This window comes from Austwickia sp., from assembly GCA_016699675.1.
In the GTDB taxonomy this organism is placed as follows: Bacteria; Actinomycetota; Actinomycetes; order Actinomycetales; family Dermatophilaceae; genus Austwickia.
In genome coordinates this window covers 3,417,608-3,442,105 of sequence record CP064985.1, presented here as the reverse complement: position 1 = coordinate 3,442,105, position 24,498 = coordinate 3,417,608, and the positions used below count along the sequence as shown (strand labels likewise).

At 71.8% G+C, this 24,498-nt stretch carries 20 protein-coding genes; 12 read left to right on the top strand and 8 right to left on the bottom strand.

Annotated features, from left to right (window positions below; translation table 11 throughout):
* Window positions 1-5: 5 nt before the first annotated feature.
* From IPK37_15720 to rimO, 4 genes are all read right to left on the bottom strand, one after another.
* The gene (locus IPK37_15720) at window positions 6-326 is read right to left on the bottom strand and encodes a helix-turn-helix transcriptional regulator (GenBank protein QQS00308.1); all 321 of its coding nucleotides are present in this window, start codon (window positions 324-326) and stop codon (window positions 6-8) included.
* A 126-nt stretch (window positions 327-452) separates the two neighbouring features.
* A complete protein-coding gene (locus IPK37_15715) occupies window positions 453-944 on the bottom strand; it encodes a nicotinamide-nucleotide amidohydrolase family protein (GenBank protein QQS02934.1) in 492 nt (163 codons plus the stop codon).
* A gap of 17 nt (window positions 945-961) precedes the next feature.
* A complete protein-coding gene (pgsA, locus tag IPK37_15710; GenBank protein QQS02935.1) occupies window positions 962-1,621 on the bottom strand; it encodes a CDP-diacylglycerol--glycerol-3-phosphate 3-phosphatidyltransferase in 660 nt (219 codons plus the stop codon).
* 2 nt (window positions 1,622-1,623) lie between these two features.
* Window positions 1,624-3,162, bottom strand: a complete 1,539-nt coding sequence (gene rimO, locus IPK37_15705; protein ID QQS00307.1) for a 30S ribosomal protein S12 methylthiotransferase RimO — start codon at window positions 3,160-3,162, stop codon at window positions 1,624-1,626.
* A gap of 74 nt (window positions 3,163-3,236) precedes the next feature.
* Between rimO and IPK37_15700 the strand changes: the two genes are divergently transcribed.
* Window positions 3,237-4,355, top strand: a complete 1,119-nt coding sequence (locus IPK37_15700) for a dipeptidase (GenBank protein ID QQS00306.1) — start codon at window positions 3,237-3,239, stop codon at window positions 4,353-4,355.
* Window positions 4,356-4,377: 22 nt separating this feature from the next.
* Here the strand turns inward: IPK37_15700 and IPK37_15695 are convergent, their stop codons facing one another.
* Complete coding sequence (locus tag IPK37_15695; protein ID QQS02933.1) at window positions 4,378-7,242, bottom strand: DNA translocase FtsK 4TM domain-containing protein; 2,865 nt, start codon at window positions 7,240-7,242, stop codon at window positions 4,378-4,380.
* Between the two features lie 292 nt (window positions 7,243-7,534).
* Here IPK37_15695 and IPK37_15690 point away from each other — a divergent pair, with 292 nt between their 5' ends.
* On the top strand, window positions 7,535-8,272 hold the full coding sequence (locus IPK37_15690; protein ID QQS00305.1) for a hypothetical protein: 738 nt from the start codon (window positions 7,535-7,537) through the stop codon (window positions 8,270-8,272).
* A 51-nt stretch (window positions 8,273-8,323) separates the two neighbouring features.
* Here the strand turns inward: IPK37_15690 and IPK37_15685 are convergent, their stop codons facing one another.
* Window positions 8,324-10,009: a ribonuclease J gene (locus IPK37_15685; protein ID QQS00304.1), complete on the bottom strand. Its 1,686-nt coding sequence runs from the start codon at window positions 10,007-10,009 to the stop codon at window positions 8,324-8,326.
* A gap of 338 nt (window positions 10,010-10,347) precedes the next feature.
* Between IPK37_15685 and IPK37_15680 the strand changes: the two genes are divergently transcribed.
* The 7 genes from IPK37_15680 (at window position 10,348) to IPK37_15650 (ending at window position 16,612) form a co-directional block, all read left to right on the top strand.
* Window positions 10,348-11,139: a thymidylate synthase gene (locus IPK37_15680; GenBank protein ID QQS00303.1), complete on the top strand. Its 792-nt coding sequence runs from the start codon at window positions 10,348-10,350 to the stop codon at window positions 11,137-11,139.
* Entirely contained in the window at window positions 11,136-11,723 is a 588-nt protein-coding gene (locus tag IPK37_15675; GenBank protein QQS00302.1) for a dihydrofolate reductase, read from the top strand. Before IPK37_15680 ends, IPK37_15675 begins: the two co-directional genes overlap by 4 nt.
* 393 nt (window positions 11,724-12,116) lie before the next feature.
* The gene (locus IPK37_15670; protein QQS00301.1) at window positions 12,117-12,695 is read left to right on the top strand and encodes a GNAT family N-acetyltransferase; all 579 of its coding nucleotides are present in this window, start codon (window positions 12,117-12,119) and stop codon (window positions 12,693-12,695) included.
* Complete coding sequence (locus tag IPK37_15665) at window positions 12,692-13,471, top strand: AzlC family ABC transporter permease (GenBank protein ID QQS00300.1); 780 nt, start codon at window positions 12,692-12,694, stop codon at window positions 13,469-13,471. Before IPK37_15670 ends, IPK37_15665 begins: the two co-directional genes overlap by 4 nt.
* The gene (locus IPK37_15660) at window positions 13,468-13,782 is read left to right on the top strand and encodes an AzlD domain-containing protein (GenBank protein QQS00299.1); all 315 of its coding nucleotides are present in this window, start codon (window positions 13,468-13,470) and stop codon (window positions 13,780-13,782) included. Before IPK37_15665 ends, IPK37_15660 begins: the two co-directional genes overlap by 4 nt.
* Window positions 13,783-14,081: 299 nt before the next feature.
* A complete protein-coding gene (locus IPK37_15655) occupies window positions 14,082-16,379 on the top strand; it encodes a carbon starvation protein A (GenBank protein QQS00298.1) in 2,298 nt (765 codons plus the stop codon).
* 5 nt (window positions 16,380-16,384) lie between these two features.
* Complete coding sequence (locus tag IPK37_15650) at window positions 16,385-16,612, top strand: YbdD/YjiX family protein (GenBank protein QQS00297.1); 228 nt, start codon at window positions 16,385-16,387, stop codon at window positions 16,610-16,612.
* Between the two features lie 132 nt (window positions 16,613-16,744).
* On the opposite strand, the gene IPK37_15645 is transcribed toward IPK37_15650, so the two are convergent.
* Window positions 16,745-17,308, bottom strand: a complete 564-nt coding sequence (locus IPK37_15645; GenBank protein QQS02932.1) for an acetate uptake transporter — start codon at window positions 17,306-17,308, stop codon at window positions 16,745-16,747.
* Window positions 17,309-17,667: 359 nt separating this feature from the next.
* Window positions 17,668-18,417, bottom strand: coding sequence for a 4-hydroxy-tetrahydrodipicolinate reductase (locus IPK37_15640; protein ID QQS00296.1), 750 nt, complete (start codon window positions 18,415-18,417; stop codon window positions 17,668-17,670).
* A 222-nt stretch (window positions 18,418-18,639) separates the two neighbouring features.
* Here IPK37_15640 and IPK37_15635 point away from each other — a divergent pair, with 222 nt between their 5' ends.
* The 3 genes from IPK37_15635 (at window position 18,640) to nifJ (ending at window position 24,497) form a co-directional block, all read left to right on the top strand.
* Window positions 18,640-19,083 carry a hypothetical protein gene (locus IPK37_15635; GenBank protein QQS00295.1) on the top strand — a complete coding sequence of 148 codons (444 nt, stop codon included), beginning with the start codon at window positions 18,640-18,642 and terminating at the stop codon, window positions 19,081-19,083.
* A 120-nt stretch (window positions 19,084-19,203) separates the two neighbouring features.
* Window positions 19,204-20,907, top strand: a complete 1,704-nt coding sequence (locus IPK37_15630; protein QQS00294.1) for an NAD(P)-binding protein — start codon at window positions 19,204-19,206, stop codon at window positions 20,905-20,907.
* A complete protein-coding gene (gene nifJ / locus IPK37_15625) occupies window positions 20,907-24,497 on the top strand; it encodes a pyruvate:ferredoxin (flavodoxin) oxidoreductase (GenBank protein QQS00293.1) in 3,591 nt (1,196 codons plus the stop codon). Before IPK37_15630 ends, nifJ begins: the two co-directional genes overlap by 1 nt.
* Window position 24,498: the final 1 nt, after the last annotated feature.

Here is a 24,498-nt window from a genome sequence, read left to right as displayed (position 1 = left end):
CAATGTCAGGCGGCGGAGGCCTGGACCGGCAGCTCGTGGGGGACGGGAAGCGCGACCGGCGTGCACGCGCCCTCGCCGAGCGTGCCCGCGCCCTCGGCGACGGCCGCCCGCTGCGCGACGCGCCCGAGGAGCACGGACAGGGGCAGTTCGAGGGCGCCACAGACGGCCGCCAGCAGCTCCGAGGAGGCTTCCTTCTCGCCTCGCTCGATCTCGCTGAGGTAGCCCAGCGATACCGACGCTGCCGAGGAGATGTCGCGGAGGGTGCGACCCTGCCCCACCCGGCATTCCCGCAGGGCGTCACCCATCTCCCGCCTGAGCAGGATCATGCGCCTACCTCCCTGGTCGGGCAGGCCGCCGGTGCCGGGGCCGCGCGTCGTACGGTGGAACGTCAGGCCCATAACTTACCTGCGGCCTGTTGATGTCCAGGATAACCGTCGCGACCCGGGCGTGCCTCATGGACCGCCGGGACGGCCGCCCCGGAGGTCGATCTGCTCCTTGAGCAGGGCCAATGCCCCGGCGACGGCGCCGGCACGGATCTGGGCCCGGCTCCCGGACAACGTCAGCAGTCGAGTGGCCACCCCCGCCGAGATCGGCCCTGCGACGGCGACGTACACGGTCCCCACGGGCTGGCCGTCCGCCGCGTCCGGGCCCGCCACCCCCGTGGTCCCGATCCCCCACGTCGCCCCCAACCGCTCGGCCGCGCCCAGGGCCAACTGCGCCGCGACCTCGGCCTGGACCGCGCCGCCGGACGCCAGCAACCCGGCGTCGACGCCGACCAGATCGGCCTTCACGTCGCTCTGGTAGGCGACGATGCCGCCGCGCACGCACGCGGAGGCGCCGGGTACGTCGACCAGGGCGGCGACGACGAGGCCGCCGGTCAGCGACTCGGCCGTGGCGACGGACTGCCCGGACGCGCGGAGGTCGGCCACGAGAGCCCAGGCCAGCCCGGGCTCATCGCCGTTCACGAACCGCCGTCCCGATCGGCGTCCCGACCGGCCGGCTCCCGCCCCGCCACGGGTTTCCGCGCCGACCCAACGAGGCGGCGGGCCTTGACCACGTAGTCGGCCCCGGTCACCAGAGTCACGGCGACGGCCGCCGCCATCACCACGGCGGCCAGCACGGACCACGGCGCGCCCAGCGGAGCCGTCATGAGGCCGAGGGCCACCGCTTGCAGGGTGGTCTTGAGCTTGCCGCCGCGGCTGGCCGGCATGACGCCGTACCGGATGACCACGAAGCGCAGCAGCGTGATCCCCCACTCGCGCACCAGGACGACGATCGTCACCCACCACCACAGCTGGCCGATGAGCGAGAGCCCGATAAATCCCATCCCGGTCAGGGCCTTGTCGGCGATGGGGTCGGCCACCTTGCCGAAGTCGGTGACGAGGCCTTTCGCCCGGGCGATGTCGCCGTCCAGCCGGTCGGTCGCCATGGCGAGGACGAACACGCCGAACGCCCACCAGCGCAGGTCGGCGCGGCTCCCACCGTCGGTGAGGAGGAGCCAGCCGTACAGCGGGACCAGCGCGATCCGCAGCAGTGTCAGGGCGTTCGGCACATTCCACGGGCTGGCCTGGGCCGGCCCGGGGGTCGCTGCGGCCCCCGGCTCCCCGACGGGGGCGGCCACGGTCACGTCACCTCCACGACGAGGTCGGCGCCTTCGCTGCTGACGACCTCGCCCACGACCCAGGCGCCAGGCCGCACGTCGGCGACCTCGCCGATGAGTTGGCAGACGCCGTCCACGTCGGGTCCCTGATGCGCTGCACGCCCGACCGGCACGCCGTCCTCGACGCCCTCCACCAGCACGACCACCCGCTCGCCCCAACGTTCCTCGGCGCGTTGGGCGGTGAGCTCCTCGGCCAGCGCCGTGATCCGGTCGTGGCGGGCCTCGATGACGTCGGTGTCGACCTTGGCGGCGTACCGTTCCGCCTCGGTCCCGTCCTCGTCGGAGTACGCGAACACCCCGCAGGCGTCGAGGCGCGCCGCCTCCAGGAAGCTTGCCAGGACCTCGACGTCCTCCTCGGTCTCGCCGGGGAAGCCGACGATGACGTTCGAGCGGATCCCCGCGGTGGGGGCGAGATCCCGGATCCCGGCGATGAGCCCCAGGAACGCCTCCGCCGACCCGAACCGGCGCATCCGGCGCAGCACCGGCTCGCTGGCGTGCTGAAACGAGAGGTCGAAGTACGGCGCCACGCCGCGCGTGCCCGCGATGGCCGCCACCAACGCCGGGCGCATCTCGGCCGGCTGCAGGTAGCTCACCCGCACCCGGTCGATGCCTTCGACCTGCGCGAGCTCGGGCAGCAGCCGCTCCAGCAGCCGCAGGTCGCCCAGGTCCTTGCCGTACGACGTCGAGTTCTCGCTGACCAGGAAGATCTCACGAACCCCCTGACCAGCCAGCCAACGGGCCTCGGCCACGATGTCGGCGGGCTGGCGGGACACGAAGGCGCCGCGGAACGACGGAATGGCGCAGAAGGCGCAGCGCCGATCGCAGCCGGAGGCGATCTTCAGGGGCGCCCACGGGCGCGCGTCCAGCCGGGAGCGCACGGGCCGCGGCCCACCGAGCCCTGCCCCAGGCAGGACGTCGAGGGTGGCAGCCGGGGCCGCGCCGGGAGTGAACGGCGGGACGTCGGCAGACGCCCGGCTTGGTACGTCGGGTGCCGGCCGCATCGGTACGTCGTGGCCCGGCACCGCCACGGCACCGACGGCCTGGGGCCGCGCGGCCGGGGTCAACGGCAGCAGGGCGCGGCGGTCGACCGGCACATGGGCGGCCGGATGGCCCCCGTCGAGGATGTCCGTCAGGTGGGTGGAGAGGTCGGCGTAGCTGTCGAACCCCAGGACGGCATCCGCCTCGGGCAGTTCGGCGGCCAGCCGCTCGCCGTACCGTTCCGCCAGACACCCCACGGCCACCACCGCGCGGGTCCGGCCGCTCCCCTTGAGATCCGCGGCCTCCAGGACGGCGTCGATCGAGTCCTTCTTGGCCGCCTCGATGAAGCCGCAGGTGTTGACGACCGCGACATCGGCGGTCGCGGGGTCGTCGGCGACCTGCCACCCCTGCGCCGCCAGGCGCCCGGCCAGTTCTTCGGAGTCGACCTCGTTGCGCGCGCAGCCCAAGGTGATCAGCGCCACCGAACCGCGCGCCGGGACCCGCTGCGCCGCTGATCCGGTCATAGGCCCACTGTACGGGGCGGCGGCCCGCCGACCGGCAGCCGTGCCTTGTCGGCGCCATGCGGCAGCATGGGGGAATGCGCGACGTCAACGCCCTGCGCCAGCTGCCTGCGGAGGCCGTGCTCGTGGACGGCCACAACGACCTGCCGTGGGCCGCCCGCAACCTCGCCTCTTACGACTGGGACGACCTCGACATCGGCGTCCCGCAGCCGCGCGTCCACACCGACATCCCCCGGCTGCGGGCCGGTGGCGTGGGAGCCCAGTTCTGGTCGGTGTACGTCCCGGCCACCCTCCCCGACGCGCAGATCCTGCCGGCCACGCTCGAGCAGGTCGACGCCGTCCGCGCCATGACGACGCGCTACGCCGCGGATCTCGTGCTCGCCACGACGGCCGACGACGTGGCCGCCGCTCGGGAGGACGGGCGCATCGCCTCGTTGCTGGGCGCCGAGGGAGGGCACTGCATCGCGGGCTCGCTCGGCGTCCTGCGGAGCCTGTACCGCCTGGGCGTTCGCTATCTCACCCTCACCCACAACCACAACGTGGGGTGGGCCGACTCGGCCACCGACGAGCCCGACTGCGCGGGCCTGACCGACTTCGGCCGCCAGGTCGTCGCCGAAATGAACCGGTTCGGCATGATCGTCGACCTCTCCCACGTCTCGACCGACACCATGCGGGCGGCCCTGGACGCGAGCACCGCACCCGTGCTGTTCAGCCACTCCAGCGCGCGCACCGTCTGCGACAGCCCGCGCAATGTGCCCGACGACGTCCTCGCGACCATGGCGGCCCGGGGCGGGGTGTGCATGGTGACCTTCGTGCCGCAGTTCGTCTCCCAAACCTGCGCGGACTGGATCGCCGTGCAGCTCGAAGCCGCCTCCGCCGCCGGCGTGGACGCGCGGGACTACATGGGCTTCAAGGCCTTTCTCGCCCCCCGGGTCGAGGGTCGCCCGGTGGCCACCCTCGACGACGTCGTGCGCCACGTGGAGCACGTTCGCGAGGTCGCCGGCATCGACCACGTCGGGCTCGGGGGCGACTACGACGGGATCGACGCGGTCCCGGTCGGCCTGGAAGACGTGTCCTGCTACCCGAACCTGTTCGGCGCCCTCGCGGACCGCGGGTGGTCGCTTGCGGACCTGGGCAAGCTTGCAGGTCAGAACGCCCTGCGGGTGCTGCGGGACGTCGAGGACGTCGCCTCGTGACGCCGCACCCTAAGGCGCGCGCTCAGTAGCGGTCGGGTCCCCGCCCGGTCAGCTCCCAGGCGTCCGTCGAGCCCTCGTCGCCGTCGATCTCGTCGTAGCCCTCCGGCGCCAGGGAGTCGCGCGTCGGGCCGCCGTACGGGTCGCGTCCGCCCGGGCCGCCGCCGCCCGGCCGGGCGCCGTACCCGGCCGCGCCGCCGCCCAGGTCGCCGCCGCCGTCGTGTTCGCCCGGTCCGCGGGTGCCCGGGTCGTCGTCATCGTCGTACGCCGGGGGCGGGTCCTCGCCGCGGATCACGGCGAGCGTCGCGGCCAGGTCGTCGGGCTTGACCAGCACGTCACGGGCCTTGCTGCCCTCGGAGGGGCCGACCACCCCACGCGTCTCCAGCAGGTCCATCAGCCGGCCGGCCTTGGCGAAGCCGACCCGCAGCTTGCGCTGCAACATCGAGGTGGACCCGAACTGGCTGTTGACGATGAGCTCGGTGGCCTGGACGAGCAGCTCCAAGTCATCGCCGATCTCCTCGTCGATGACCTTGCTGGCCGCCTTGACGGTGACATCGTCGCGGTAGCTGGGCTTGAGCTGCTCGGTGACGTGCTTGACGACCTGGTGGATCTCGCTCTCGGTGACCCACGCGCCCTGTACGCGCATGGGCTTGCTGGCCCCCATGGGCAGGAAGAGCGCGTCGCCCTGCCCGATGAGCTTCTCGGCGCCGGGCATGTCGAGGACGACCCGGCTGTCGGCGAGCGAACTCGTCGCGAACGCCATCCGGCTCGGCACGTTGGCCTTGATGAGGCCGGTGACGACGTCGACCGAGGGACGCTGCGTCGCGAGCACGAGGTGGATGCCCGCGGCGCGCGCGAGCTGGGTGATGCGCACGATGGACTCCTCGACGTCGCGAGGAGCCACCATCATCAGGTCGGCCAACTCGTCGACGACGACGAGCAGATAGGGGTACGGCTGGAGCACCCGCTCCGAGCCCGGCAGGGGCTTGACCGCCCCGGACCGCACGGCCTTGTTGAAGTCGTCGATGTGCTTGTAGCCGAACGCCGCCAGGTCGTCGTAGCGCGCGTCCATCTCCCGCACCACCCACTGCAGGGCCTCGGCGGCCTTCTTGGGGCTGGTGATGATGGGGGTGATGAGGTGCGGAATGCCGTCGTACGCCGTGAGCTCCACCCGCTTGGGGTCGACGAGGATCAGTCGCACCTCGTCGGGGGTGGACCGCATGAGGATCGAGGTGATCATCGAGTTGACGAAGCTCGACTTGCCCGACCCGGTGGCGCCCGCGACGAGCAGGTGCGGCATCTTCGCGAGGTTGGCGATGACGTAGCCGCCCTCGACGTCCTTGCCGACGCCCATCACCATCGGGTGGGTGTTGTTGTGCGCCACCTGGCTGCGCAGGACGTCGCCCAGGCTGACCTTCTCGCGGTCGGCGTTAGGAATCTCGATGCCGATGGCGGACTTGCCGGGGATCGGCGAGAGGATCCGCACGTCGGCGCTGGCGACGGCGTACGCAATGTTCTTGGAGAGCGCGGTGACCCGCTCGACCTTGACGCCCGGGCCGAGTTCGACCTCGTAGCGCGTGACCGTCGGGCCGCGCATGAAGCCCGTGACCTGGGCGTCGATCGCGAACTGGTCGAGGACCTCGGTGAGCGACTCCACGACGCGGTCGTTCGCCGCGCTGCGCGACTTGGGCGGGGTGCCGGGAGCCAACACCGCAGGATCCGGCAGCGTGTAGGCGATGTCCCCGGCCAGCGCCAACTGCTCGACGCGCTGGGGCAGCGGGTCCGTCGGGGGGGCGGTGAGTGCCGGCTTTCCGGCCTCGCCAGCAGCCTCGACGGCGCCGGGCTCCCCAGGTCGAGCCCCGCGAGCGCCGAACCCCGCGCCACCCGACGCGCCGGCGCTGGCCGCCGGGCCGGCCGCACCACCGACCCCGGCGACGTCAGCGCTGCGCGCACCTACCGCTCCGGGCGCCCCTGTCCCGCCATGGGCGGTCCGGCCTTCGGCCCCGGAATCGTTCGGCGAGGGGCGCCGCGCCGCCGTGGCCCCGGTTGGTCCAGTTTCCCCGGCTGCCCCCGCGGCCTCTGCCGCTCCGGTGCCCGGCTGGTCCCCCGCTGCGTCCGCGCGAGCCGACTGGCCGCGGCGATCGGTCCCGTCGCCGCCATCGGACGACGCGCGGCGGCGGAGCAGCCGGCCGCCGCGTTCCCGGTGTACCTGGGCAGCCTGCTCGAAAGCCTCGTCTCCGTCGCGCGGGCCGTCGTCCCCCACCCCGCGGCGACGTTTGCGCCCGCCCGGTCGACCGGAGTCGGTGGCCGCACCCTCGTCGAGCGCGGTGGCTCCGCCGCCGGCCCCGCGAGTCGCCGCAGAATCGACGCCGAACAGCCGGCGGTAGGCGTCTCTCAGCCGGTCGGGGATGCGGTGCACCGGGGTGGCGGTCACGACCAGGATCCCGAAGACGCCGAGCAGGATCAGCAGCGGGACCGTGCCCCAGGCGCGCAGCCCGGCGACCAGGGGCGCGGCCATGAGGTAGCCGAGGATGCCGCCCGCGTCGCGGACGGCATCGAACCCGTCGCCTGGGGCGGGCACGCCGTAGGCCACATGCACCAGCCCGCAGGCCGCGAGCCCGAGGGCGGCGCCGCCGATCATGACGCGATGGGTGCCCTGCACGTCGTCGGGCGCGCGCAGCACCCGAGCGCCCAGCGCCGCCAGGGCCACGGGCAGCACGAGCGCCACCCGGCCGAACGTGCCGGCCGCCACCGCGTGAATCACACCGCCGGCGGTGCCGGGCAGCCCCCACCACTCGCGCGCGGCCACCACGATGGCCAGCGCGATGAGCAGGAGACCGGCCCCGTCGCGGCGGTGCTCGGGCTCGAGGTCACCGGCCGTGGACCCCACCCGCCGTAAGGCGTTTCCCGTCACGTGCGCCACTCCCGTCCAGGTGCCCCGCAACGCGCGCAGGGGCAGCGGTAGCCCGCCGCCCTTGGGACCACCACGGCCGGGCGAGCGGCTGCTCGCCCCGGCGCCACGCCCCCTGCCGGGGCGGGCGGTCGCACCCTGGGGTCCGGACCGGGCACTTGAGGGGGCACGATTCACCACGCTGGCAGGTTAGGGGACCACACCGACAACGCCCCGGAGGCGCGCCGGAGCGCCTGTCCAGGTGAAGGAACCTCACTTAAACTCGCCTCTCATGACGGCGTCGCCACCGCTTGCCGACTCCCCAGACTCCCCCGACTCCCCCACTTGCGAGGACTCCACACCGTCCCGCGCCTCCGCGGGCATGCGTGCCCTGCTGGTTGTCACCGCCTCGGCTCCCCGCGAGGGATGGCCGGTCGCCGAGTTGGCCTCGGTCCCGATGGCCCGCCCGTTCCAGGCCGGCGAGGGATCGCCGTGGGAGGGAGTCCCGGTCGACGGTGCGGGCGTGGTCGCCGCCCTGCGCACCCTGCTGCGGGCCGGTGCCGGGCAGGTCGGGATCGGGTGCGGCGGAGCGGAACCGGCCGGCCGGGGTCGGGGCGTTCCGGGCGAGGCGGGCGTTCGGTCAGCCCCCGGGAACCGAACCGTTCGAGCCCCGGCGTACGCCGCCGCCCGGGTCGCCCTCGCTGCCGCCCATCGGACGCACCAGGGCGTGGCCTTGCGCGCCAGTTGGGGACGGGGCCGCACCGGACCGCCGCCGAAGGCCGTCGAGGACGCGGAGACGTGCCTGTGGCTCCTGGCCGACCTCTGGCACGGGCGCAGCGTCGAGGGGTGGGCGGTGGCCGACCACATGGACGCGGGGCTGACCGGACGCGAGTGCGCCCTGCGGCTCGACATCAGCCCCTCGGCGGTGAGTCAGCGGGCGAGCGCGGCGCGGTACGTCGAGGGCCGCCGGGCCGCCGACCTCGCCGGACGACTCCTCGACCGGCTGGTACGCCACGACCAGCACACCTGACCAGGCAGGCCCCACCCGACCTGGCCCGTCGAGACCACGAAGGCGGATCGATCAGACCTCGATGACCACCGGGATGATCATCGGGCGGCGGCGCAACTTGCCGCCCACGAAGGAGCCGACCGTGCGACGCACCACCTGCTGGAGCTGGTAGGGGTCGACGACGCCCTTGGCGATCGCCTCCTCCACCGCCTGGACCAGCACGGGAACGACGCGCCGGAAGTTCTCCTCCCCCTCGGGGACCCCCCGGGACAGGATCTCCGGGTCCTGCGCCACCTTCCCGCGGCTCGCGTCCACGGCGACGATGACCGTGACGAAGCCCTCGTCGCGCAGGATTCTGCGGTCCTTCAGCAGGGCCTCGTCGGTGCCGCCGACCGAGGATCCGTCGACGTACACGTAGCCGCAGCCCACCGCCCCCGAGATCCGCGCGATCCCGTCGAGGAGGTCGACGACCACCCCGTTCTCGGCGAGGATCACCCGGCGCTTCGGCACCCCGGTGGCCTGGGCCAGCGCACCGTTGGCGACCAGGTGGCGCCACTCGCCGTGCACGGGCATGACGTTGGTGGGGCGAACGACGTTGTAGCAGTAGAGCAGTTCGCCCGCGCTGGCGTGCCCGGAGACGTGCACGCTGGCGTTGCCGCGGTGCACCACGTGCGCGCCGAGGCGCATCAACCCGTTGATGACGCGGTAGACCGCGTTCTCGTTGCCGGGGATGAGCGAGGAGGCGAGCAGCACCGTGTCGCCCGGACCGACCTCGATCTGGTGATCCCGGTTGGCCATTCGGGACAGCGCCGCCATCGGTTCGCCCTGGGACCCGGTGCAGACGAGCACCTGCTGGTCCTCGGGGTAGTCGCCCAGCTTGCGGAAGTCGACGAGGGTGCCCTGCGGGACGCGCAGGTAGCCGAGCTCCTCAGCGATCGTCATGTTGCGGACCATGGAGCGCCCCACCAGGGCCACCTTGCGGTCGAACTCCTCGGCCGCGTCGAACACCTGCTGGACGCGGTGCACGTGCGAGGCGAAGCAGGCCACGACGATCCGCCGGTCGGCCCTCTCGAAGACCCGCTCGATCGCCGGATAGATGTCCAGCTCGTGCATCGTGAAGCCGGGCACCTCGGCGTTGGTCGAGTCCGTGAGGAAGAGGTCGACCCCCTCCTCGCCGAGCCGGGCGAACCCGCGCAGGTCGGTGATGCGGCCGTCGAGCGGAAGCTGGTCCATCTTGAAGTCGCCGGTGTGCAGGAGCAGACCCCCCGACGTGCGGATGGCCACGGCCAGCGCGTCCGGGATCGAGTGGTTGACCGCGAGGAACTCCAGGTCGAAGTGCGCAAGCTGGTGCCGCTGCCCCTCCTTGACCTCGAGGGTGACCGGGGTCAGGCGGTGCTCCTTGAGCTTAGCCTCGACGAGCGCGAGCGTCAGGCGCGAGCCCAGCAGCGGAAGATCCTGCCGCAGCCGGAGCAGGTAGGGCAGCGCGCCAATGTGGTCCTCGTGCCCGTGCGTCAACACGACGGCCTCGACGTCGTCGAGCCGGTCGGCGATGTATTCGAAGTCCGGCAGGATCAGGTCGACTCCGGGCTGATGGTCGTCGGGGAAGAGCACTCCGCAGTCGACGATCAGGAGTCGACCCTCGTGCTCGATCACCGTCATGTTGCGGCCGACCTCGCCGAGGCCGCCGAGGGCGACGATGCGCACCCCGCCGGGGGGCAGGGGCGGGGGGGTGGTCAGCTCGGGATGCGGGTGGCTCACGGGTCTCCTGGGCGGCAACGGTACGTCGAAGCACGGCGCGTTCCTGCGCCGTGTCCTCACGGTAGCGCTCTGCTCCGACAGCCCCCGACCACGGCCACGCCATCCCGCACAAGGGAAAAGCCGCGACGCCACCAGCTCGGGGGTTCCGGGGGCGCCGCGACCGCACGAGACATCGCGGACCGCGACATCGGCGTTACGGGGAAAGACCAGACCTGAATGTGACCCTGGTCACATCCAGGAACGGCGGTGTCCCGCATGGCTCGGCACGTCCCGAAGCCGAGGTCTCCCCCACCACGACGGTGCCGACGGTTGTCGGAGGGCCGTCCTAGGGTGTGCTCGTGCAGCCTTACCACGACCTCCTCCGCCGGGTCCTCGCCGACGGCGCCCGCCGCGACGATCGCACCGGCACGGGCACCCTGTCGGTGTTCGGCCATCAGATGCGCTTCGACCTGGGCGCCGGCTTTCCGGTCCTCACGACGAAGAAGCTGCACCTGCGCTCGATCGTCGGGGAGCTCATCTGGTTCCTGTCCGGCAGCACCAACGTGCGCTGGCTCCGGGACCGCGGGATCTCCATCTGGGACGAGTGGGCCGATGCCGACGGAGAACTCGGCCCGGTCTACGGACACCAGTGGCGCTCGTGGCCCACCCCGGATGGCGGCACCATCGACCAGATCTCCCGGGTCGTCGAGTCCATCCGGACCAACCCCGCCAGCCGGCGGCACATCGTCTCCGCCTGGAACGTCGCCGAGGTCGATGCGATGGCCCTGCCGCCGTGCCACGCGCTGTTCCAGTTCTACGTGGCCGATGGGCGCCTGTCGTGCCAGCTCTATCAGCGCAGCGCCGACATCTTCCTCGGGGTCCCCTTCAACATCGCCTCCTACGCCCTGCTCACGCACATGGTCGCGCAGGTCACCGGGCTCACCGCCGGCGACTTCGTGCACACCCTGGGCGACGCGCACCTCTACCTCAATCATCTCCACCAGGCCCGCGAGCAGCTGACCCGCGAGCCGCGGCCGCTGCCCACCCTCCAGCTGACGCCGCGCGCTCGCCTGGAGGACTACGTGATCGAGGATGTCCAGCTGCTCGGATACGACCCGCATCCCCCCATCAAGGCCCCCATCGCGGTATGAGCCAGGAGACGCCCGAGCCGGCTGGCCGCGCCGGGTCCCCATCCGGGCCCACGGCCCCGCACGCCCCGGCCGGCAGCGAGGTCGTCCTCATTGCGATGGTCGCCGCCAACGGGGTCATCGGGGACGGCGAGGACCAGCCGTGGCATCTGCGCGAGGACCTGCGCCGCTTCCTGCGCCTGACCAAGGGCCATCCGGTCGTCATGGGGCGCCGCACCTGGGACGCCATCGGGACGGCGCTGCCCGGTCGACCCGCGGTGGTCCTCACGCGGGACCCGGACTGGGCCGCGGAGGCTGCCCGGGCGGCCGCCGACCCGCAACGGGCGCTGGACCTGGCCGCCGCGCTCCCCGGCGGGGAGCTGATCTGGGTCCTGGGCGGCGGGCAGGTGTACGACGCAATGCTTCCCGCGGCGACCCGGGTCGAACTGACCGAGGTCGACGCGCCCGCATCCGGCGAGACCCGGTTCCCCAGGCTGCCGCCCGGCGAGTGGCTGGAGGCCGAGCGGGACGACCGGCTCGCGTTCGCGTTCGTCACGTACCGGCGCCGCGAGGCGTCGGCTGGGGACGGCCGAGACCACCGCGGCTAACGAATCCCCCGAGCGGGTCGCGCCGGTCCTCGGTGGCTGGCGGCGTGTGCCCCAACATGCCCCTGGCTCTGGGCACACGCCGCCACGGCGACAACACCCGGGCCGAACCCGGGCCACTCCTCCCACCGGACGTCTGCCCGATCGGGCCATCCAGCGGCGATGATCGTCCGTTCAGTTCGGCCGAGCGCAACTTAACCGGACCTCCTGCCCGGTTAAGCCAGTGGTCCCGAGCCCGCGTCGCGCGGAGCCACCGATCCGTCGTCCGCCGTGGGGACCGCCGATCGTCGACCCCGGCAGGGTTCCCCGATCGTCGTCCCCGGCAGGAACCCCCGATCGTCGTCCGCCGCAGGGACCGACCATCGACGGTCGGGCTGCCTCTGACAAGATGCGCAAATGAGCCGGACCCACCCCGATGTCGGCGTACGACGCGCCGGCCCGGCCGACGCCGATGCCGTCGGCGCCGTCCAAGCTCGGCTGTGGCGCGACGCCTACGCCGGTGACCTCCCCGCCGAGGCGCTCGAGATGTGCACCGCGCAGGCCTTCGCGGACGCCTGGCGAGTCGCGCTGAGCGACTACTCGGGCCCCGACCACGTGCTGCTCGCCGCCCACGAGGGCAGCGAGATCGTCGGGTTCGCCGCGATCAGCCCCAGCGACGACCCCGACCTGGCCGAGCGCGGGGCCGTCGAGATCACCGTCGCCGGCGTCGACCCGGATCGCCGCGGCGCGGGCCATGGCAGCCGGCTGCTGGCCGCGGCGGCCGACGTCGCCCGCGAACGCGGCGCCACCGGGATCACGGTCTGGGTCCTGGCTGGGCACGAGCGGACCAGGGCCTTCCTGCAGGGCGCCGGATTCGGCCCCGACCGCGCCCGGCGCACGCGCGTCGTCGACGACGCCGGCGCAACCGTGCTGGAGGCCCGACTGGCCACCAGCCTCGACCCGCCCGGCCCCGACGCCCCGGACCCCACGCGATGAAGCTCGACACCGTCGCCCGCCAGTCCCTGTCCGTCGGGGTCGCGACGGGCGCCTACGGGGTGAGTTTCGGTGCCCTGTCGGTCGCCGCGGGACTGGACGTCGCCCAGACCCAGGTCCTCAGCGTCCTCCTGTTCACCGGCGGCTCCCAGTTCGCTGTGGTCGGCATCCTCGGGGCGGGCGGTTCCGGCCCGGCAGCGGTCGCCACGTCCACCCTCCTCGGCGTACGCAACGGCCTCTACGGCCTGGAACTCTCCCGCGAACTGGACGCCCGCGGATGGCGTCGACTCGCGGCGGCCCACCTGACCATCGACGAGTCCACCGCGGTCGCCGTCGCCCAGCCCGACGTCGCGTCCGCACGCCGAGGGTTCTGGCTGACGGGACTCGCCGTCTTCGTCTTCTGGAACCTGATGACCTTCGTCGGCGCCCTGGTCGGCAACGCCCTGGGCGACCCGAAGACCTGGGGGCTCGACGCCGCGGCGGCGGGGGCCTTCGTCGCCCTGCTGTGGCCCCGGCTGCACCGCCGCGCGGCGCTTCTGACGGCGGCCCTGGCCGGAGCCTTGGCGCTGGGCGTGGCACCCGCCGTGCCAGCGGGGATCCCGGTGCTCGTGGCTGCGCTGGCGGCGATCGTGGTCGCGGGGCTCTCGCTCGCCCGGGGCCGCGAGCGCGTCACCCCGGATGCCGCCGGCCCCGCCGACAGCGTCGACAGGGCCGACGGCGCCACCACGGCCGAGGGCGCCGACGGTTCGCCCGAACGACGTACCGGACCGTCCGCATGACCACCTGGACCACGGTGCTCCTGGCGGCGGCGGCGGGGTACGCGGCGAAACTCGCGGGGTACGTCGTGCCGCGGCGCCTACTCGAGGGGCCCTATGTATCTCGCCTCGTCGGACTGCTGCCGGTCGCACTCTTGGCGGGGCTGGTCGCCGTCCAGGCCTTCACGACCGGCACCGGAGCCCGCACCCTGGACGCTCGCGCGGCCGCCGTCGCCGTCGCGGCCCTGGCACTGGCACTGCGGGCCCCGTTCCTGCTGGTCGTCGTGCTCGCGGCCGGCACGGGCGCGGCGCTGCGCGCACTGGGGTGGGCCTGACCGGCTGACCCACCTGACCCGCCTGACCGGCGCGACCCGCCGCGCTGCCTGACCCGGCCGCCATCACCCCCCGCGCCGAACTGAATCATCGGACCACATTCGCGCGTACGACGCGTATACGATCAGTGGGCCAAAAGCCCGCTGGGCGAACACGGCTCGAAGATCCATCCGCATAATGACCCCATCTGCCCAGGTCACCGATCTGCAACGATGACCCGGGAGTTCCGCGAGTTCGCTTCCCGAATCCATAACGGGTGGGTATCTTTCCCGTGTCCCAGCACCAACTCCAGGAGCCGACAATGACCGTCGACACCCGGGCGGAGGGAAAGGTCCGGAACGATCCGGACCTGCCACCCATCGCCGTCAACGAACCCCCTGTGATGACGGGGAAGACCAAGATCTACCTGGCTGTTTGTGCCGTTCTTGCGGCCTTGGGCTGGATCATGATCGCCCTCGTCCGCGGCGAGGAGGTGAACTCCCGCTGGTTCGTCTTCGCCGCCGTCGGCAGTTATCTCATCGCGCTGCGGCTTTACGGCAAGTTCATCGAGCGCAAGATCCTGAAGGCGGACGACACCCGCGCGACGCCTGCCGAGCAGTTCGACAACGGCAAGGACTTCATGCCGACGGACCGCCGCGTCCTCTTCGGCCACCACTTCGCGGCCATCGCCGGCGCCGGTCCCCTCGTCGGCCCGGTGCTCGCCTCCCAGATGGGCTACCTGCCGGGCACGATCTGGATCATCGTCGGCGTCATCCTGGCCGGCGCCGTGCAGGACTACATGGTCCTGCACTACTCGCTGCGCCGGAACGGCCGCAGCCTCGGTCAGATGGCCCGCGACGAGCTCGGCCCGGTCGGCGGCTGGGCCGCGATCCTCGGCGTGCTGACGATCATGATCCTGCTCATCGCCGTGCTCGGCCTGGTCATGATCGGCGCCCTCGCCGAGAGCCCGTGGGCGGTCTTCTCGATCGCGATGACGATCCCGATCGCCCTCTTCATGGGCTTCTACCTGCGCTACCTGCGCCCCGGCAAGGTCAACGAGGTGTCGCTCATCGGCGTCGCGCTGCTGCTGCTCGCGATCGTCCTGGGCAAGTACGTCGCCGACTCCTCGACCCTGGCCCCGATCTTCACGCTGAGCCGGCTGTCCCTGGCCTACTGGGTCGCGGCGTACGGCTTCGTCGCCTCCGTCCTGCCGGTCTGGATGCTGCTGGCCCCGCGCGACTACCTGTCGACGTTCATGAAGGTCGGCACGATCGTCATGCTCGCCATCGGCATCGTCGCGGTCGGACCGGTCATCCAGATGCCGGCCGTCACGAAGTTCGCCGAGACCGGCACCGGCCCCGCCTTCGCGGGTTCGTTGTTCCCGTTCCTGTTCATCACCATCGCGTGTGGCGCCATCTCCGGCTTCCATGCCCTCATCAGCTCCGGCACGACGCCGAAGCTGATCGAGAAGGAGCGGCAGGCGCGGATCATCGGCTACGGCGGCATGCTCACCGAGTCCTTCGTCGCGATCATGGCGCTGGTCTCGGCCTGCATCCTCGACCAGCACCTCTACTTCGGGATGAACGCCCCGGCCGGTCTCACCGGTTCGCCCGACCCGGCCAAGGCCGCCGCCTACGTCAATGGGCTCGGCCTGACCAGCCCCGGGGGCAACCCGCTGGCCAACGTCGATGCGAACTTCTTCGTCCAGCACGCCAAGGATGTGGGCGAGAAGAACATCATCTCGCGCACCGGCGGGGCGCCGACGCTGGCCGTCGGCCTGTCGGACGTCATGCACCGCACGCCGATCCTGTCGCTTCTCGGTGACAAGGCGTTCTGGTACCACTTCGCCGTCATGTTCGAGGCGCTGTTCATCCTCACGACCATCGACGCGGGCACCCGCGTCGCGCGGTTCATGTTCTCCGACTTCTTCGGCGCTCTCGGGCGGTCCACGAAGAACGCGGGGCTGCAGAAGTTCGCCGACCCGTCCTGGCGCGTCGGCGCCTGGGTGTGCTCGGCTCTCGTCGTCCTCCTGTGGGGCGGCATCCTGGTGATGGGCGTCACCGATCCGCTGGGTGGCATCAACACGCTGTATCCGCTGTTCGGCATCAGCAACCAGCTCCTCGCCGGCATCGCGCTGTGCGTCGTCTTCGCGATCACGTGCAAGCGCGGCTACGCCAAGTACGCGTGGGTCCCAGGCCTCCCGCTCGCGTGGATCCTCATCGTGACCGAGTCCGCCTCGTTCCAGAAGATCTTCTCGAGCAACCCGACCATCGGCTACTGGTCCCTGCGCAACGCCGCCCAGGCGGCCAAGGACGCGGGCAAGACCTCGTACTCCACGGCGAAGACGCCCGCGGAGATCGACGCCGTGATCCGGAACGCGACGATCGACGGCGTGCTGTCGATCGTCTATGCGGGGCTCGTCCTCATCGTCTTCGCGGTCACCCTGTGGGTGTCGTGGAAGGCGGTCAAGGCCGGCGGCCTGCCGACCAGCGAGGAGGAGCCCGTCCCGACGCGGATCTTCGCTCCTGCGACCTTCTTCCCCACGCCGCTGGAGAAGGAGGTCCTCGACGAGTGGAAGGCGGCCGGGCTGGACCCGACGCCGGTCCGGGCGCACCATTGAGCACCATGACGAGCAACGGTGGCCGCGCGGGCGGCGACGTGATCGAGCAGGTACGCCGCGGCGTGCGGGGGCTGCGCTGGTACTGGCGCGGCGTCACCGGCGCGGACGCCTACGAGCGGTACGTCGCCCACCTGCGCCGCCACCACCCCGGCTGCGAGGTCCCCACGGAACGGCAGTTCTGGAAGGACAAGTACGCCGAGCAGGAAAGCAATCCGAAGACCCGGTGCTGCTGACGCTGCGGCGACAGCCCGGGCCTCGACGGACGGGCGGCCGGGCATGACGAAGGGGCGGGAGAGCCAGGCTCTCCCGCCCCTTCGGGCGTGCGGGACTAGGCCCGATGTGGGCTAGCGACGCGGGTCGTCAGCTCAGGCGCGCGGCCAGACCGGGACGACGGCCTTGCCGGCGGTCGCGTTGAAGACCGCGGCGAAGCTGCAGTACCAGGCGCCGGCAGCAGCGGCGAGACCGAAGTAACCGCCGAGCTTGGTGAACATCTCGTTCAGCGTGAAGTCGCCGAGCGTCAGGAAGATGAAGGCGGCCAGCAGGACGACAAAGGTGAAGAAGAGCGCATTGTGAGTCTTGCTCACCGCGATCGTCATGTACGCCGTGAAAATGGTCCAGCCGAGCAGGAACAGGCCGACCGCGTGGCTCTTATCAGCGGCGGAAACGCTCGGGGCATAGGTCGTCTGGGTCGAGATATACCAGAAGGCCATCCAGAACGCGCCGTAGCTACAGAAGGCGACGCCACCGAGGGTGTTGTTCTTGAAGAACTCGAGAACCCCCGCAAAGATCTGCGTCATTCCGCCGTAGAACAGGGCCAGGCCGAGGACGACGGGCTTGATGCCCACGGGCATCAAGCCCGCGTTGATGGTGGAGAGCACGAACGTGGTGAGCGCGAAGCACGCCGTGCCGAGCGGGCCCGGGTCGCCCATCAAGATCTGCCGAGTAGCGGGGGCGGCGGTCTCGACAGGAGCCGCAGTCGAGGTCGGGGCGATGTCGTGTGCCATGTGGGTGCGGACCTTCCTCAAAGTCTTGGTGAAACGCCCGGGGCTCCGGGCTTTTCGGTGCCCCACAGATTTCCGCTTTTGGGCCTGTCCTGCATGGGACCACATGCCCCCCTGCGCCGAGCAGCCGCGACCAGGACGGACGTGGTTATGCCGCGTGACCTGGCGTTTATGCAGCGTGTCGGGGATCACACCAGAAGTTCCCGACCACCCGGTCAAGAGCCCAGCGGTCATGAGCCGCCGTTCAGCGGCCGCAAGCGCCGCGCCGAATGGCAGTCATCGGCGTGTCACAGGCCCAGATAGTGCTCCAGGCCCACGGTCAGCCCGGGGTGATCCGCGACGCCGCGCACGCCTGCAAGCACGCCCGGCATGAAGCTCACGCGGTCGAAGCTGTCGTGCCGGATCGTGAGGCCTTCCCCCTCGGTGCCGAACAGCACCTCCTGGTGGGCGATGTAGCCGCGCAACCGCACCCCGTGCACGTGGACCCCGTCGACGTCCGCTCCCCGAGCGCCGCCGGGGTCGGTGGTCGTGGCGTCGGGAACCGCCCCGAGTCCCGCGGCGGCCCGCGCCTGCGCGACGAGCTGCGCCGTGCGCGCCGCCGTCCCGGAGGGCGCGTCCACCTTGTTGGGGTGGTGCAGCTCGACGATCTCCACCGACTCATAGAACCGGGCGGCGGTCTGCGCGAAGCTCATCATGAGGATGGCACCGATGGCGAAGTTGGGGGCGATCAGGACGCCGGTGCCGGCGGGGGCCTTGTCCAGCTGCTCCCGCAGGGTCGCCAGCTTGGCGTCGTCCCAGCCCGTCGTCCCCACCACGACGTGCACGCCCCGCGCCACGCAGTGGGCCACATTCACGGGCGAACTGTCCGAGACCGAGAACTCCACGACGACGTCGGCGCCCCCGAGGTCGCCAAGGTCGTCACCCATGTCATAGCGGCCCACGAGCTCCAGGTCGTCGGCCTCCTCGACGGCCTGACACACCGTTGTACCCATCCGACCCGCCGCACCGATGACCGATACCTTGCTGCTCGCGCTCACAGCACCCAGACTAATGATGCCGAACCGCCCACCCACGGTAGGGGGCTCGTCGGCCCTCCCGAAAACCCTCCCGGGACGGCGCGACCTGCCGAATCGAGAAGTGACCGGACGGTCGACTGTGGCCTTCCGCAGGTTGGTGATGCCCCGGGAGGTTGAATGACGGCCACGGACGATGCGGTCAATACCGTCGCTACCGCTACCCCTGCCGCGCCAGAGGTGGCTGTGTCGAGCCCACCGGCCGCGTCGAGCCTGCCCGAGGACCCGGACCTGCGCCGCTTCGCCGCCGAACTGGGCGGCCTCTGGCAGCAGGTCAGCGCCTGGACCACCCCGCTCGATGAGTCCGCGAGCCGGGAACTGTTCGAGCTGATGGACGCCGTCCGCCGGCAGAACGTCGCCGCCGGGATGGCCGTGTGCAGCGTCTCCGCCCACGCCGGGGACCTCTCGGCTCTTCGCGCCGGCTGGCCGCACTTCTCCCCCGGCCAGAAGGCCGTGCTCAACGCCGCCACGGCGTACGTCTTGGAGGCCGACCGCGCCGGCGCGCCCGTCGGCGACCTCGCCGCCCCCGGCGCGGGGCCCGAGACCAGCGGCCCCACCCGGCCTGGGGACGGCGCGCAGGCGGCCCTCGTCGTCAGCGCCGCGGTGCGGGCGCTACTGCACCGTAGCTGAGGGTCCGGCGCCGCCACTCCTCCATTTCCGGCAAACTCCGGGGAAAGCTCCTCCCCTCAGCGCCTCGACGGGTACTAGCGTGCGCACTGTCACCCGTCGACGACTGCCCGAGGTGCCCTTATGCCGCAAGCCCGCCGCGACATCACGAAGCTTCCCGACCTCAGCCAGGCTGCCGGTCGGGTCGCGCCCGTCCGGTCCCGAATGCCCGTGTACGTCGACCTGCTGCCCCCGTGCAACAACGCCTGTCCGGCCGGGGAGAACATCCAGGAGTGGCTGCGGCTGCTGAAGCTGGGCGACCCGCACGCGGCGTGGGTGCAGCTGACCCGCGACAACCCGTTCCCGGCGATCCACGGCCGGGTCTGCTATCACCCGTGCGAGTCGGCCTGTAACCGCGCCGACCTCGACAGCGCCATCTCCATCCACGGAGTGGAGCGCTACCTCGGCGACATGGCCCTGGAGCAGGGCTGGCAGTTCCCGCCGCCCCCGCCGGCGTCCGGCCGCAAGGTGCTCGTCGTGGGCGCCGGCCCCTCCGGCCTGTCCGCCGCCTACCACCTGGCTCGCCTCGGCCACGAGGTCGAGATCCGGGACACCTCGCCCCAGCCCGGCGGCATGATGCGCTACGGCATCCCCGAATACCGCCTTCCCCGCGTCGTCATCGACGGCGAGGTGGCCCGCTTGACGGCCATGGGCGTGCGGATCGTCAACGACCACACGGTCAAGGACCTCCTCGCCGAGCAGCGCGACGGCGGGTTCGACGCGGTCTTCGTCGCGATCGGCGCGCACCTGAGCAAGAAGGTGGACCTGCCGTCGCGGGACGCCGAGAAGGTCGTCGACGCGGTGAGCTTCCTGCGGACCGTGGCGAGCGGCGACCGGCCGGTGATGGGCCGGCGGGTCGCGGTGTATGGCGGCGGCAACACCGCCATGGACGCCGCCCGCGTCGCGCGCCGGTTGGGCGCGGAGGAGACGATGATCGTCTACCGCCGTACGGCGGAGCAGATGCCCGCCCACGCCGAGGAGGCCGCCGAGGCCGAGCGCGAGGGCGTGAAGATGAACTGGCTGCGGACCATCACCGAGGTCGACGACGACCTGACCGTCGAGATCATGGAGCTCGACGAGAACGGCAAGCCGCGCGGGACCGGCCGGTTCGAGAAGCTGGCGGCCGACACGGTGATCCTGGCCCTCGGCCAGGAGACCGACAGCGACTTCCTCAAGTCGATCCCCGGGATGCGCTTCGACGGCGACGTGGTCCAGGTCGACCCGAAGAGCCTGATGACCGACGTGCCGGGCATCTTCGCCGGCGGCGACGCCGTACCGTCCGAGCGCACCGTCACCATCGGCGTGGGGCACGGCAAGCGAGCGGCCCGCACCATCGACGCCTGGCTGAACTCCACGTCCGACAACCGGCCCGCCAAGCACCCGGTCGTCGGCCTCGACGACCTGCACCTGTGGTACTTCGGGGACTTCACCCGGCGCAGCCAGCCCGAACTCGACCCCGACGCGCGGGTCAGCGCGTTCGACGAGGTCGTCGGCGGCCTCGACGACGAGCAGGCGAGCTTCGAGGCGGAGCGCTGCCTGTCCTGCGGCAACTGCATCGAATGCGACGGCTGCCTCGGGGCCTGTCCCGAGGACGCGGTGATCAAGCTCGGCAAGGGGCACCGCTACCGCTACGACTACGACAAGTGCACGGGCTGCGGCACCTGCTACGAGCAGTGCCCCGTCCACGCCATCGACATGGTGCCCGAGGGCCGCCCGGATCGACCCCTGACCGGCCCGGGCCGGGGTCGCGCCACGGCGGACGACTCGCGACAGGGAGGGCTCTTCTGATGACCAAGGCGATCATCGACGGCAACGAGGCCGCGGCCTCCGTCGCCTACCGCCTCAACGAGCTGTGCAGCATCTACCCGATCACGCCGAGCTCGACGATGGCCGAGCTCGCCGACGAGTGGTCCGCGCACGGCCGCACGAACATCTGGGGGACGGTCCCGACCGTCGTGGAGATGCAGTCCGAGGGCGGCGCGGCGGGCGCCACCCACGGCGCGCTGCAGGGCGGGGCCCTGTCGACCACGTTCACGGCCAGCCAGGGCCTGCTGCTCATGATCCCCAACATGTACAAGATCGCCGGCGAGCTGACCTCGGCCGTGATCCACGTGGCGGCGCGCTCCCTGGCCACCCAGGGGCTGTCGATCTTCGGCGACCACCAGGACGTCATGGCGGTCCGGCAGACCGGGTTCGCGCTGCTGGCCAGCGCCTCGGTCCAGGAGGCGCACGACATGGCGCTGGTCGCCCAGGTCGCCACGCTGGAGTCCCGGGTGCCGTTCGTGCACTTCTTCGACGGCTTCCGCACCAGCCACGAACTCAACACCCTGGAGATGCTCGGCGACGACGACCTGCGCGCGCTGGTCCCCACCGAGCTCGTGCGGGCGCACCGGGCCCGGGCGCTGTCGCCGGAGAACCCGTTCATCCGCGGCACCGCCCAGAACCCGGACACCTACTTCCAGTCCCGCGAGACGGCGAACAGCTTCTACACCGCGGTGCCGGGCATCACCCAGTCGGCGATGGACCGGCTCGCCGCGCGTACGGGTCGGCAGTACCACCTGGTCGACTACCACGGTGACCCCCAGGCCGAGCGGGTCATCGTCATCATGGGCTCCGGCGCCGAGACCGCCATCCGCACCGCCGACCGGCTCAACGCGCAGCGGGACGGCGCGGGCGGCGGGGTCGGCGTCCTGCAGATCCGGCTCTACCGGCCCTTCCCCACCGAGGAGATCATCGCGGCCCTGCCGACCAGCGCCCGCCGGATCGCCGTGCTGGACCGCACCAAGGAGCCCGGCGCGCTCGCCGAGCCGCTGTTCCTCGACATCACCTCGGCCCTCGGCGAGGCAGTCGCCCGCGGCGAGCGGGACGGCATGCCGCTGGTCATCGGCGGCCGGTACGGGCTGTCGAGCAAGGAGTTCACGCCGGCCATGGTGGCCGCGGTGTACGACGAGTTGGTCCGGGACGGGGACTCAGCGCCGCGCCCGCGGTTCACGGTGGGCATCACCGACGACGTCACCCACCTGTCCCTGCCGGTCGGCGAGGACCTCGACATCATGCCCGAGGGCACGGTCGGCGCCGTGTTCTATGGTCTCGGCAGCGACGGCACCGTCGGGGCGAACAAGAACACCATCAAGATCCTCGGCTCCCAGGAGGGCACCTTCGCCCAGGGCTACTTCGTCTACGACTCTAAGAAGTCGGGCTCGCGGACGGTCAGCCACCTGCGCTTCGGCCCGGCGCCGATTCAGGCGCCGTACCTCGTCTCCCGCGCCAGCTTCGTCGGCTGCCACCACATGTCGATCCTGGAGCGGGTGGACATCCTGGAGTTCGCCAAGCCGGGCGGCACGCTGCTCGTCAACGCGCCCTTCCCGCCCGAAGCCGTCTGGGACCACCTCCCGAGCAGCCTGCAGCGAGGCATCATCGACAAGGGCCTGGAGCTCTACGCCATCGACGCCACAGCCGTCGCCCGCGAGGCGGGCCTGGCGGGGCGCACCAACACCGTGCTGCAGACCTGCTTCTTCGCGATCTCCGGAGTGCTGGCCCGCGACGAGGCGATCGCGAAGGTCAAGGCCTCGATCCGCAAGACGTACGGCAAGCGGGGCGCGGAGGTCGTCGCCAAGAACGAGGCGGCCGTGGACGCCTCGGTGGCGCACCTGCACCGGATCGAGGTGCCGTCGGCGGTGACGGCGCAGCGCGATCTGCTCGCGCCGGTGCCGGAGCACGCCCCGGAGTTCGTCCGGGAGGTCACCGCGGAGATGCTCGTCGGGCGCGGCGACCTGCTCCCGGTCAGCGCCCTGCCGGTCGACGGCACGTATCCGAGCGGCACCACGGCGTACGAGAAGCGCAACGTCAGCGAGATCATCGCCGTCTGGGACAAGGACGCCTGCATCCAGTGCGGCAACTGCTCGATGGTCTGCCCGCACGCGGTGCTGCGGGCGAAGCGGTTCCGCACCAAGCACCTCGACGGGGCGCCTGAAGCGTACGAGTCCGCGCCGCTCAACGCGGCCGGCATCCCCGGCGAGCGCTACACCCTGCAGGTGTACGCCGAGGACTGCACCGGCTGCGGCCTGTGCGTCGAGGCCTGCCCGGTCAAGCCGGTCGAGCAGCCGAACCGCCGGGCGATCAACCTGGCGCCGGTCCGCGACCGGGAGCCCGCCAAGGCCAACGTCGCGTTCTTCGAGTCGATCCCCGTCAACACCCGGTCCAAGGTCGACTTCGGCAACGTCCGCGGGATCCAATACCTGGAGCCGCTGTTCGAGTTCTCCGGGGCGTGCAGCGGGTGCGGCGAGACGCCGTACGTGAAGCTCCTCACCCAGCTCTTCGGGGACCGGGCGATGGTCGCGAACGCGACCGGCTGCTCCTCGATCTACGGCGGGAACCTGCCGACCACCCCCTGGACGAAGAACGCGGGCGGCCGCGGGCCGGCCTGGAGCAACAGCCTCTTCGAGGACAACGCCGAGTTCGGGCTGGGGATGCGGCTCGCCGCGGACCTGCAGGCGGGGCTCGCGCAGAAGCGGCTCAAGGGCCTGCGCGAGCAGATCGGCGCCGCCCTGGTCGACGAGATCCTCGCCGCCCCGCAGGAGCGCGAGAACGAGATCCTCGCGCAGCAGGCGCGCGTCGAGGAGCTGCGGACGCGGCTGGAGTCGCTCGACGGCGCGGCGGTGAAGGATCTCGTGTCGGTCGTCGACCACCTCGTACGTCGTTCGGTGTGGATCGTCGGCGGCGACGGCTGGGCCTACGACATCGGCTCGGGCGGACTCGACCACGTCCTGGCGTCCGGCCGCGACGTCAACGTCCTGGTCATGGACACCGAGGTCTACTCCAACACCGGCGGGCAGAGCAGCAAGTCGACCCCGCTGGGCGCCGTGGCCAAGTTCGCCGCGGCGGGCAAGACCACGAACAAGAAGGACCTGGCGATGCAGGCGGCGGCGTACGGGCACGTGTACGTCGCGCGGGTCGCGATGGGCGCCGACCCGCAGCAGACTCTCAAGGCGTTCCGGGAGGCGGAGGCCTACGCCGGCCCGAGCCTCATCATCGCGTACAGCCACTGCATCGCCCACGGCATCGACATGCGCAAGGGCCTCGACCAGCAATACAAGGCGGTGGCGTCCGGGCACTGGCCGCTGATGCGGTACAACCCGATCCTGCGCGCCGAGGGCCGCAACCCGTTCCTGCTCGACAGCCCGCGGCCGCGGATCACGCTGAAGGACTACCACAAGAACGAGCTGCGGTTCCGGATGCTGGCCGGGGCCGACCCGGCGGAGGCGGAGCGACTGCTGGAGCTGGGCCAGGAGCAGGTGGCGCGGCGCTGGTCGGAATACGAGGAGCTGGCGACCCGCGAGGCACAGGACTTCGCGGCCGACGCCCGGAAGGAGGGCTGAG